The organism is Paraburkholderia sp. BR14312 (assembly GCF_040948675.1).
Classification (GTDB): Bacteria; Pseudomonadota; Gammaproteobacteria; order Burkholderiales; family Burkholderiaceae; genus Paraburkholderia; species Paraburkholderia nodosa_A.
On record NZ_JBFPKI010000001.1, the window covers coordinates 227,531 to 239,403 of the forward strand.

An 11,873-nucleotide genomic window follows, 5' to 3' on the forward strand; every position below is an offset into this window, starting at 1 on the left:
GACCTCTCAGAAGATCACGCCCGAATGCAAAATCACATTCGCGTAGGGGCTGCACTCGCCGGTGCGGATCACCGCCTTCGCCTCGCGGCAGCGGCGCTTGAATTCTTCGTGCGGCACGGTTTCCACGGCGATGTGCGTGGCGGCCATCTCGCGGCTGCGCGCCACCACGGCCGCGTTATGCGTCTGCGCCTCGCTCGCGAACACCGCGCGCTCGGCCTTGAAGTCGGCGAGCACGCTGTCGAGCACGGCGAAGAAGTCGGGCACGCCCACCGCGAGCGAAACGTCGATGCATTCCACACCGTCGGGAATGGGCAGGCCGCAGTCGGCGATCACGAGGCTATCGGTGTGGCCCATGCGCGCGAGCACGCGTGCGATGTCGCGATTCAGATGTCCGTGTTTTTTCACTGCGAATCTCGGGCTTGCGTGTTCAGAAAGGCTTCGAGTTCGGCGAACGTGGGCATGCCGCCCTGCGCACCGGCGCGCGTCACCGAGAGCGCGCCTGCCGCGTTCGCGCGCCGCACGGCCTCGCCAATGCCGAGATGCCAGAACGCCGCGAGTGCGCCGTTGAAGGTGTCGCCGGCGCCGGTCGTATCGACGGCTTCGACGGCGAATCCCGGCTGATGCACGAGCGCGCCATTGGCATCGGCGTAGTACGCGCCGTCTTTGCCGTGGGTCATGGCGATGCGCATGGGCGAGCGCGCGATGACCTCGGCCCACGCGCCTTCCGGCGTTTGCAGCGCGGTGGCGAGTTCATGCTCGTTGGGCGTCAGCAGCGTAGTCAGTTCGAGCAGTTCGCCGCTCAGTTCGACTGCGGGCGCGGGATTGAGAAAGAATGGCTTGCCGTGTTCGCGAGCGCGCCGCGCGGCATGCAGCACCGTTGCGTAGGGCACTTCGAGTTGGGCGAGCACGACGTCGGCCTGCGCGATCGCGGCGCTTGCACGGTCGATGTCTTCGGGCGAAAGCTCGTGGTTCGCGCCGGGCACGACGATGATCGCGTTATCGCCGCCCGAGAGTGTGATCGACGCGATGCCGGTCGCCTCGCGCCCCGTGCTCACATGCGCGATATCGACGCCTTCGCGCGCCAGCGTCGCTTTCATCTCGCCCCCGAACGCATCGGCGCCGACGCAGCCGATCATCGTCACCTCGGCGCCAAGGCGCGCCGCCGCGACCGCCTGGTTCGCGCCCTTGCCGCCCGGATGGGTCGAAAAATGCGTGCCGAACAGCGTCTCGCCGAGCCGGGGAAACGTGTCGGTCGTGACGACCATGTCCATGTTGATGCTGCCCACCACCACTACGCGCGCCATTGCACTCCCTTTCGACGGCTTGCCGCGCCTGCGGTTTTTTGCCGTGCTAAAACGTAATCAGCTTGGGAGCGCAGTTATACCAGAGTGCTCACGCGTGTGAAATAGACCCAGGGTATAACCGGATGCGCAGGACAATATGTCCCCGATTACTGGTGGGCCGGCCGTAGTGGGGCACCGGCTCTATACGAATCCGGCGCGGTGGTGGCCCGCGACGCGATTCTTGCGCATCACACCTCGATACCTAGCGCGACGATCCGCCGGTACAGCGTCGCGCGCGCCATGCCGATCTGCGCGGCGGCTTTCGTCACCTGGCCGCCGGCCGCGCGTAACGCGTCGGTCAGGAAGCGGCGTTCGTAATCGCGCATTGCTTCGTCGTACTGCTGATACTGCGGCACGCCGGTGTCGTCCTGCGTATCGTGCTGAGTGCCCGTCTCTTCGTCGCGGCGCTGCCCGCGCCCATCGCCGATGAAGCGCGCGAGCGAGCGCGCATCGATGCGCTCGCTGTCCGATAGCAGCACCGCGCGCTCGAGCGTATTGCGCAGCTCACGCACGTTGCCTGGCCAGCCATACGCACACAGCACCGCGAGCGCGTCTTTGTCGAGTTCGAGATGCCCCGCGCCGCTCTCCACCGCGAGCTTGTCGAGAATCGAATACGCCATCGCCTCGATGTCCGCCAGGCGCTCGCGCAGCGGCGGCACACGAATCATTAGTACGTTGAGGCGATAGTAGAGGTCCGCACGAAACCGGCCCTGCGCCACGAGTGCGGGCAGATCCGCCGAGGTCGCCGCGATGATGCGCACGTCGGTGCGCACGATGCGATTCGAGCCGAGCGGCTCGAACTCCTGCTCCTGCAAGACCCGCAGCAATTTGCCCTGCAGCGCGAGCGGCATGTCGCCGATCTCGTCGAGAAAGAGTGTGCCGCCCTGAGCCAGCTCGAACTTGCCGATGCGCCCCTTGCGCTCCGCGCCCGTGTACGCGCCCGCCTCCGCGCCGAAGAATTCCAGTTCCAGCAGCGTGTCGGGAATCGCCGCGACGTTCACCGTCACGAGCGGACTGTCCGCGCGTCCGGACGCGCCGTGGATGGCGTGCGCGAGCAGCTCCTTCCCCGTGCCGGTTTCGCCAAGCAACAGCACCGGCGAGGCGAGACGCGCGGCCCGGCGCGCCTGGCGCTTCACTTCGAGGCTTGCGGCGCTCGTGCCGATCAAGCTCGAAAAGCTGTACTTCGCGCGACGCACCTGCGCGAGCGACTGACGCGTGCTGATCAGTTCGGCTCGCAGCCGTGCGTACTGGCTAAAGAGCGGCGACAGTCCCTTGAGTTCGTTGAACAGCACGAAGCCGACAGCACCGATCGTCTCGCCGTTGTCGTCCTTGATCGGCAAACGCGTGACGACGATCGGATCGCGATCGGTCTCGAGAATGTCGAGCAGAATGGGCTCGCCCCCCTTCACGACGTCGCGCATCATGCTGTTCGGAATGACGGCTTCGCAATCGAGACCGATCACGGCTGTGGGGTCGTCAAAGCCGAAGCGCGCCGCGTAGTCCCGGTTGATCCACACCACGCGCGCGTTGCGATCGACGATCACGGTGCCTTCGCTGAACTTGTCGAGTGATCGAAAGAGCGATTGCATCGCCAGCTTGCGCACGTGGTCGTAGTCGGCCAGCAGCGCGGTCGTTTCGATTTCCATTCGGTGCTTTTCCTGGATCGCGGCCCTGACGTAGCCCGTCACGACCAGTGGATTCTCATTTGCGGGACGCATTATCCCAGAAATGAGATTGCGCCACGTCCCCTGAAATTTCCCGGCTTGGCGCGCGGGGATGGCAAGCGGCGCCGCGCTTTCTTCGCCTAACTCGTCTCAGTTTTGCGACTCGCAGCCGCCGCAAGCATCCCGGCGCACCCCTGCGCCCCGCGCAGCGGGTTCGCCCGCCGCTTCGCGCAAGGCTCTCCGCCCGCTGGCACACATCGTGCTCTATTGCGCGGTCGCGCCGGCTTCGGCGCGCGCGAACAACAAACAGACCTGCACGAATAAACCAACTGGAGACAAGATGTCCTTTGTGATTGTGATCGCCGCTTTGGCGTTCCTGATGTTCGTGGCCTACCGCGGCTACAGCGTCATTCTCTTTGCGCCCATCGCCGCACTGGGCGCCGTGCTGCTGATCGATCCCTCCGCCGTCGCCCCCGTGTTTTCCGGCATCTTCATGGAAAAGATGGTCGGCTTCGTCAAGCTCTACTTCCCCGTCTTCCTGCTCGGCGCCGTGTTCGGTAAGGTCATCGAACTATCCGGCTTCTCCGAGGCGATCGTGGCCGCCGCGATCCGCTACATTGGCCGCTCGCGCGCCAATGCCGTGATCGTCGCGGTCTGCGCGCTGCTCACGTATGGCGGCGTCTCGCTCTTCGTCGTGGTGTTCGCGGTGTATCCCTTCGCCGCCGAACTCTATCGCCAGAGCAACATTCCGAAGCGCCTCATGCCCGGTGCGATCGCGCTCGGCGCGTTCACGTTCACGATGGATTCGCTGCCCGGTACGCCGCAGATCCAGAACATCATTCCCACCACGTTCTTCAAGACCACCGCGTGGGCCGCGCCCTGGCTCGGCGTGATCGGCTCGATCTTCATCATCGTGGTCGGTCTCACGTACCTCGAATGGCGCCGCCGCAGCGCCATGGCGAAGGGCGAAGGCTATGGCACGTCGCTCGTGAACGAACCGGAGCGCGTCGAGACCGGCAATCTGCCGCATCCGGCGCTGGCCATCGCGCCGCTCGTGCTCGTTGGCGTCGCCAACTTCCTGCTGACGAAGTGGATTCCGCAGTGGTACGGCGACAGCTTCACCGTCGCGCCCGACGTGCTGCCCGGCATGCACGCGCCCGTGACGGTGGCCGTGAAGAGCGTCGTCGCCATCTGGGCCGTGCAGGGCGCACTGCTGCTCGGCATTCTGCTCGTCATCGTGACGGCGTTCGGCCGCGTGAAGGAACGCTTCGCGACCGGCACGAAGACCGCAGTGAGCGGCGCGCTGCTCGCCACGCTCAATACGGCATCCGAGTACGGCTTCGGCGGCGTGATCTCGGCGCTGCCCGGCTTCCTCGTGGTCGGCAATGCGCTCAAGGCCATTCCGAATCCGCTCGTGAATGCGGCCGTGTCGGTTTCGGCGCTCGCGGGTATCACGGGTTCCGCATCGGGCGGCATGAGCATCGCGCTCGCCGCCATGTCGGACACCTTCATCAAGACCGCGCAGGCCATGCACATCCCGATGGAAGTGCTGCACCGCGTGGTGGCAATGGCGAGCGGCGGCATGGATACGCTGCCGCACAACGGCGCGGTCATCACGCTGCTCGCGGTTACGGGCCTCACGCACCGCGAGTCGTATCGCGACATTTTCGCGGTGACGATCATCAAAACGCTCGCGGTCTTCTTCGTCATCGCCGTGTTCTACCTGACCGGCATCGTCTAACCGGCAACTACACCAGGCCCACCCATGCATCTCCCCAACACGCTCTCCCTCGCCGGAAAGACCGCCGTCGTCACCGGTTCGACCAGCGGCATCGGTCTCGGCATTGCGACGGCGCTGGCTCGCGCTGGCGCCAATATCGTCCTGAACGGTTTCGGCGATCCGGCGGCCGCGCTCGCGCAAATCGAAGCGACCGGCGTGCACGCCGTGCATCACAACGCGGACATGAGCCGTCCTGCCGAGATCAAAGCCCTCGTGACTTTCGCGGCAAGCACGTTCGGCGGGCTCGATATTCTCGTCAACAACGCGGGCATTCAGTACGTCGAAACGATCGAGAACTTCCCGGTGGATCGCTGGGACCAGATCATCGCGATCAATCTGAGCGCGACGTTTCACGCGACGCGCGCAGCGCTTCCCATCATGCGCGCAACGGGTTGGGGACGCGTGATCAATATCGCGTCGGTACATGGGCTCGTGGGCTCGGTCGGCAAGTCGGCCTATGTCGCGGCCAAGCATGGCGTGATCGGGCTCACCAAGGTCGCCGCACTGGAAACCGCGCGCAGCGGCGTGACCGTCAACGCGATCTGTCCGGGCTGGGTGCTCACGCCGCTCGTACAGAAGCAGATCGATGACCTGGCTCACCGCGAGGCCATCTCCGTCGAAGACGCCACGCTGAAACTGCTCGGCGAAAAGCAACCGTCGGCAAGCTTTGCGACGGTCGAGCAAATCGGTGGCGTAGCGGCCTTCCTGTGCTCGGAAGCGGCGAACGAGATGCGCGGCGCCGAACTCAAGGTGGATGGCGGCTGGCTCGCGCAGTAAAAACGGCAGCGGCGCGCGAACGACGTACGACGCGTCAATCGCGCGCCATGCGCCGCAGTTTCATGGCGTGCGTATTCCGTACGTTTTCGTACAGAACACCTGAGCGCGCCGATTTATATGCTGGCTGATTATTTCGTATCGTTCCGCAGTGAGTCGATACGATGCTGCCGTATCGATTCATTTGCGATTGCTTCGCTCCTGCCCGGCCGCCGCGCCTTCCGCGATCAATGGCCAAACCACCTGTTCGAACTGCTCGGGCTCGATCGGCTTCGAGTACAAATAGCCCTGCGCGAAATCACAGCCCATCGACTTGAGAAAATCCCGTTGCTCGACGGTTTCCACGCCTTCGGCGATGACCTGGATTCCCAGCTTGTGTGCGAGCACCACCATCGCCTCGCAGAGCACCTGATTGTTTTCGTCCACGCTGAGGTTCTGGACAAACGACCGATCGATTTTCAGGTAATCGATGTCGAAGCGCTTGAGATAGGCCAGCGAGGAATAGCCGGTGCCGAAGTCGTCGATCGAAATGCCTATGCCCGCCAGACGGAAATCGAGCAACCGCTCGTCGATATTCGATTCGGCCTGCAGCAGCAGCCCCTCGGTGATTTCCACCACCACGCTTTGCCCCGGCATGCCCTCGCGATCGAGATAGTCGTGCCACCGCACGCCGACCGTGCTGTCCTGGCGGACCTGCACCGGCGACATGTTCACGCTGATCTGGAACGACGGATCGTATTGCTCACGCCAGATGCGCGCTTGCTGCACGGCTTGCCTGAACACCCAGTCGCCGATGGGAATGATCAGGCCGGTATCTTCGGCCAGCGGAATGAATTCCAGCGGACTGATCATGCCGCGCTCCGGATGCAGCCAGCGTAACAGGGCTTCCGCCTTGCAGACCCGGCCCGTTGCCAGGTCGACGACCGGCTGATAAACCAGCCGAAGCTGATTGCGAGGCAACGCTGAACGCAGGTCGCTGGTCAGGCGCAAGCGCGTTTCCGCCTCCAGCTGCATGTCGGGCGTGAAGTAGCTGAAGCGGTTGCGTCCGGCATTCTTGGCCGCGTACATGGCCTGGTCTGCGTTCTTGAACAAGGCGTCGAGTTCAACCGTGTCGTCGGGGAAAACGGTGACGCCAATGCTCGCCGAGATGTAGACCTCGTCCGCGCCGAGTTTGAACGGTTCAGTCAGTTTGCGATTGATATTGCGCACGGTCTGCTCGACCGCGTCCATGTCTTCGAGATCGGGCAAGATCACCGTGAACTCGTCGCCGCCCAGTCGCGCGACGGTATCCAGATTGCGCACGCACGCGCTGATGCGGCGACCAGCCTCGATCAACAGCACGTCGCCGCGGTCGTGCCCCAGCGAGTCGTTGACCTCCTTGAAGCGGTCGAGGTCGATCAACATCAGGGCCACGCGCCTTTGCGAACGGCGCGCGAGCGCGGCCTCCTCGGTAAGACGATCGTGAAAGAGCTGCCGGTTAGGCAGACCCGTCAGCGCATCGAAATTGGCCTGCTTCCAGATGGTCGCCTCGAACGCCATCCGGTCGGAGAGGTCGCGACCGACTGCCAGCACCGAAGTGACATGGCCGGAACGATCGATCTCAGGCGTGATGCGAATGTGAGTGCATTGCTCCTGCCCGTCCTTTCCTGCCCACCGCAGTTCGAACTGCGCGCTTTTTCCCGTCGCGATGACTTCGCCGATCTTCCTTTCGTAGACCAGCGCATTGGCGCCGCCGGGAAGCTCCGAAGGCCGCTTGCCGAGCACGCTGGCGAGATCGCATCCCGCCGACGTGCAAAAGGCCGGATTGGCGAAGATGCGGCGCAGCTCGCGGTCATATCGCGTGATCGTATCGGGCGAATTCTCGATCAGCGTGCGCGACTCCCGTTCGCGGGCGACGAGTTCCGCCGTCCGGTCGACGACAGTCTGTTCGAGCGACGCATTGATTTCGTTGATCTTGTGAATCTTCTGCCTGATCGCCGTGCGCATCCGCTCGAAGCGCTGCGCCAGCCGGGCCAGTTCGTCCGGTCCGCCAGGCGGGCCTTCCCCGTCCTTGCCATCGTCCTCGACGGCGCCGGCATCCTCGCCAGTGTCGTGCATGCGGCGCACCAGATCCTGGAGCGGCGCCGAAATGCTGTACGAAATAAAGTAGGCAAGGAAAATGGAAAGCAGAAACCCGGAAATGCCGACCACCACGATCTGGTTGCGTACGGCCTGCGCCTCCGCGGTGAGATTCCGTTCGGCGATCGTGCTGACCACGAACCAGCTCGTGCCGGGAATGCGCGCGTAGGCGGCAAGATAATGCCCGCCGCGCTTTGCCGCGAAATTGACGAACCGGCTCGACTCGCCCGATACGCGGTGGCGCGCGATATCCTCGATCAGGCCGGGCTCGGGTGCGGCGCCCGGGTTGGGCGACGAGGCGTGATTCGGAACCACGATGATCTTGTTGTCGCTCGCATCGAATACGTAAATCTCTGTTCCGCTGCCCGTCGCGACGTCGTTGAAAATCGTCGAGAAGTATTCGGGGCGAACGACCAGAACCAGACTGCCGATCTTCGCGTTGTCGCTCTTGTTGTAGATGGCGCGCACCATTCCCAGGTTCTGCTGGCCCACGCCATCGTCGTAGCTGCCCCAGTAGGTGCGTTCATGCGATTCTTCCGCAATGCCGACGAGCGCCGTCACACCCGAAGTCAACTGCGCAAATGCCTGCGTATCCAGAATCCGGTCTTTCTGGTCGAGCAAATATTTCTGGTTGATGAAATCGACCGACCCATAATGCTCGAGCAGCAAACGCGTCATGTCCTCGCGCGCCTCGCTCTGCTCCATCGCACTGCCGCTCGCCGCTCTCGCCAGTGCGCCCTGGACCCGGTCCGAAAGCACGAGAAGATTGCTTTCCGTTTCGATCTCGTGCATGCGCAGCTCGACATTTCTCGAAACCTGCCTCACCACCTCTTTCGAAAATATCTCCGCATTTTCCTTGATCGCCGCGATCGACTTCACATAGGAAATGCAGCCCGAAATGATAATGGGCAACAGCGCCAACAGAATGAAAGCGGCAATCAGTCGATAGCGAATCTCGACGCGTCGAAGCAAATCCTGGCAGAGGTAGTCGAAAGCGCGTCGCAGCAGTGCGGAGATTGCATTCATTTGTAGTGCATCTTCGCTTCAGTCTTGACCGAGTTATCCAGGCGCTGCGCAGCCTGCCTGGGTGTAATTTTCCTGAGCAGCACATCCTGCATCAATTCATGCACCAGCTCAATCGTATTGGAAGGAAGCGACGAATAATAGGGGCTTGCCGTGACGGGATAACGGCTGAGCGCGTTCGTGTAGTCGACGATCTCCACGTCGCTCACCACGGTCCCCATGCCTTTCTGGAACGGCGAAATGTTGTGGCGTTTCCGCTGAAGAATCGGAAACCCCTTGCCGGCGATGAATTCCAGAAAACGCATGGCCGCGGCCTTGTTGGGCGTTTCGCAAACGGCAAAGCCCGTTTCGCTGCCGAGCACCGGCACGACGCGTTCGCCGCGCGCGTTCCAGGGCGGCACGAACACGCCCACCGAGAAATCGTTTCCATGCAGCATGAGTCCGGCTGACCAGCTGCCCTGGAACGCCATCGCCACCTTGCCTTCCTTGAAAAGGCGAATGCCCTCGTCGTACCCCGTCGTCATGAACGACGGCTGCGCGTAACCGCGCTCCGGGATCAATGCGATTTTGGCGAAGATATCGGCCGCCTCCGGCGTATCGAGGTTCAGCGTGCCGTCCGCCATTTTCTCTTTCCAGTTGGGCTCGCGCGCGACCACATCATTGGCAAAGCCTGAAGCGAATGGCCCGTTGCCGAGCATGTTCGGAAAGCCGCCGCTCCACATCACCGGAATCATGCCCGCCTGCTTGAGCCTCGCGCACACCGCCAGGAACTCATCGAAATTCGTCGGCAGCGTGTCGATGCCGGCCTTAGCGAACATGGCGCGGTTGTAATAGATCATCGTCGTCGCCACGCCGCCCGATATGCCGAACCCCTTGCCTTCGCGACTGGTCCAGTCAGCCTTGAGTGGATCGAGCATGTTCTTCCATGCGGCGCTCTGGCGGACATCGGTCAGGACGCCCTGGTCGGCCAGCTCGGCGGCATAGGCGTTCGGATTGATGCTGACGAGGTCGGGCAGCGTGCCCGCCGCCACGCGCGGCTTGATGTTCTCCTCGATCGAGTTGCCGACCATGAACTGCACGTTCACGTGCAGATCGGGATTGAGCTTGTCGAACCCGGCGGCGATCTGGAGCATCTCCTCCGGCCAGTCCGGCGCCCAGATCAGCGCGGTGATGGTGGTCCGTGCCGGCGCGGCCTTGCTGCTCTGGGCGCCGTTCTGCTGATCGCAACCCAGGAGCAAAAGCATGCCGATCAGACCGGACCACAGCCAGGCAAACTTGATTCCGTGCACGTAACGCTCGCTTTCAGTTCGGGAATGGCGGACCCCGCGGAACGCAGGGGAACCACATTGCATATCGGCCGAAACCGGGCGTCACTTGAGGGGGTTACGCGTGAGCGTGGCACGCGACAATTGGCGAGCCTTGCGGACGAACGATCATGCCCGTTCGCAAACGTTAGCGCGGCGCGATGCGCTAACGTGGTGCAATGGCAGCGGGTCTCTTTGCGCAGACCCGGAGCGCGGCGCGGCGAGGTCGATGGCTCGCCGCCTTGCGTCGCTTTCGAATCAATCGTTGCGATCGTTTCAATCGAGCGACGGGCTGCATTCGCATTCGAGCGCCGCGACCCGCGCCGGCCGCTCCATTGCCGCAAGCCGATGCAGCGTCACGAGTCCGAACACGGCGAGCGCGCAGCCGAGCACCAGATCGGCACGTATGCCCGCGCGGTCCACGATCGTGCCGCCCACTGACGAGCCAAGCGCAATCGCCACCTGGATCACGCTCACGAACATCGCCGAGCCCGCTTCGGCAAGATCGGCCGTGCCGCGCTGAATCCACACGGAGAAGCACAGCGGAATCGCGCCGAACGCCACGCCCCACATCAGCATCGCCGCGATCTCGCCAATTCGCACGTGGTCGAGCAGAATCATCGCTGCGAGCGCGCACAACAGCAGCGCCGTCATCGTCGCCACGGCGAGCTTCAGGCGCGTGGCAACGACCGCCGAAGTCAGCGCGTTCGAGAAAAAGCCGATCACGCCGAACGCGAGCAGCAGCAGCGTGATGGCGCTCATCGAGAAGTCCTGCTGGAGCAGCGGCGCGATGAACGTGTACGTCGAGAAATGCGCGCCGAACACGAGCGCCACCATCAGCATGCTCAGACGCACATGCGGGCGACGCAGCAGCGTGGCGAAATCGGCAAGACGCAATGCGGCGGCGGAAGGAAGCGTTGGCACCAGCAGCGCCTGCGCAACGAGCGCGAGCGCGACGAGGCCGCCCGTCACGAAGAACGACATGCGCCACGACGCGAAACCCGCGATAAAGGTGCCGAGCGGCACGCCGATCACCGTCGCGAAGGTCACGCCGGTCAGGATGATGGCCGTTGCGCGCGGGGCGTCGCTCGTATGCACGAGGCGTCCCGCCGCTGCAGTCGCAAGCGTCCAGAATCCGCCGAGCGCCGCGCCGAGCATCGCGCGGCCAACCAGCATGAACGCGAAATTCGTCGCAAGCGCGGAGACGATATTCGACGCGAGCAGCATGGCCGTGAGCAGGAGAAAGACTTGACGCCGGTCCATGCGGCCGGCAAACATCATCAGGCCCGGCGCGAAGATCGCCGCCATTACGCCCGGCGTGGTCACCATGAGTCCGGCAGTACCCGGCGTCACGCCGACGTCGCGGGCGATCTCGGTGAGCAAACCGACCGGCAAAAATTCGGACGTCACGAACGCAAATGCGCTGATCGCCACGGCCAAGACTGACAGCCACTGGCGCAGTGTCGTCTCTTCGAGCGGCGCGGGCGCGAGATTGGGAGAACGGTCGTTCATGTTTCGATGACTGTTTTGTGTGTGGCGAATAATAAAAGCCATTGTTCGGCAATTTCGCACCAAAAATGGGGGAAATCGCCGCTTAAATGGTCAATCGGGAATGGCGTTTAAATTAACATCAAATAAAGAATCGCGTGCGGCCCTGCGATTAGCGGGGTCGACAAAAGGGTTATGAATGGAATGTGACGCGGCCTGCCCCGCGCGGGCCGGCGGGGCGGTGATTATGTCATTTCAGAGCCGGAAAAATAAACGATATTTTTCTGGGGACAATATAGGCATCGAATAGATGCTTTGCTGGTCACTGGACAGGAGACTAAGGGCGCCGGGAAAGCGCCCCGTGAGGAATTGCCGGAAA

The 11,873-nt window shown here is 63.2% G+C and carries 8 protein-coding genes; 2 read left to right on the top strand and 6 right to left on the bottom strand.

Annotated elements, in window-relative coordinates:
- Positions 1-6: 6 nt before the first annotated feature.
- The 3 genes from rbsD to AB3X98_RS00975 all read right to left on the bottom strand — a co-directional run bounded on the left by rbsD (position 7) and on the right by AB3X98_RS00975 (position 2,989).
- A complete protein-coding gene (rbsD, locus tag AB3X98_RS00965; RefSeq protein ID WP_368603205.1) occupies positions 7-405 on the bottom strand; it encodes a D-ribose pyranase in 399 nt (132 codons plus the stop codon).
- Positions 402-1,304: a ribokinase gene (rbsK, locus tag AB3X98_RS00970; RefSeq protein WP_368603206.1), complete on the bottom strand. Its 903-nt coding sequence runs from the start codon at positions 1,302-1,304 to the stop codon at positions 402-404. Before rbsK ends, rbsD begins: the two co-directional genes overlap by 4 nt.
- A 227-nt stretch (positions 1,305-1,531) precedes the next feature.
- Positions 1,532-2,989: a sigma 54-interacting transcriptional regulator gene (locus tag AB3X98_RS00975; RefSeq protein WP_342948201.1), complete on the bottom strand. Its 1,458-nt coding sequence runs from the start codon at positions 2,987-2,989 to the stop codon at positions 1,532-1,534.
- A 358-nt stretch (positions 2,990-3,347) separates the two neighbouring features.
- Here AB3X98_RS00975 and AB3X98_RS00980 point away from each other — a divergent pair, with 358 nt between their 5' ends.
- Both AB3X98_RS00980 and AB3X98_RS00985 read left to right on the top strand, forming a co-directional pair.
- The gene (locus tag AB3X98_RS00980) at positions 3,348-4,748 is read left to right on the top strand and encodes a GntP family permease (RefSeq protein ID WP_133183991.1); all 1,401 of its coding nucleotides are present in this window, start codon (positions 3,348-3,350) and stop codon (positions 4,746-4,748) included.
- Positions 4,749-4,772: 24 nt separating this feature from the next.
- Positions 4,773-5,564: a 3-hydroxybutyrate dehydrogenase gene (locus AB3X98_RS00985; RefSeq protein ID WP_368603207.1), complete on the top strand. Its 792-nt coding sequence runs from the start codon at positions 4,773-4,775 to the stop codon at positions 5,562-5,564.
- Between the two features lie 177 nt (positions 5,565-5,741).
- Here AB3X98_RS00985 and AB3X98_RS00990 read toward each other — a convergent pair whose 3' ends face one another.
- The 3 genes from AB3X98_RS00990 to AB3X98_RS01000 all read right to left on the bottom strand — a co-directional run bounded on the left by AB3X98_RS00990 (position 5,742) and on the right by AB3X98_RS01000 (position 11,518).
- The gene (locus AB3X98_RS00990; RefSeq protein WP_368603208.1) at positions 5,742-8,705 is read right to left on the bottom strand and encodes an EAL domain-containing protein; all 2,964 of its coding nucleotides are present in this window, start codon (positions 8,703-8,705) and stop codon (positions 5,742-5,744) included.
- Positions 8,702-9,946 (bottom strand): ABC transporter substrate-binding protein, encoded by a 1,245-nt coding sequence (locus tag AB3X98_RS00995; RefSeq protein ID WP_368603263.1) that lies wholly within the window; start codon positions 9,944-9,946, stop codon positions 8,702-8,704. Before AB3X98_RS00995 ends, AB3X98_RS00990 begins: the two co-directional genes overlap by 4 nt.
- Before the next feature lie 336 nt (positions 9,947-10,282).
- Positions 10,283-11,518, bottom strand: a complete 1,236-nt coding sequence (locus AB3X98_RS01000) for an MFS transporter (protein WP_368603209.1) — start codon at positions 11,516-11,518, stop codon at positions 10,283-10,285.
- Positions 11,519-11,873: the final 355 nt, after the last annotated feature.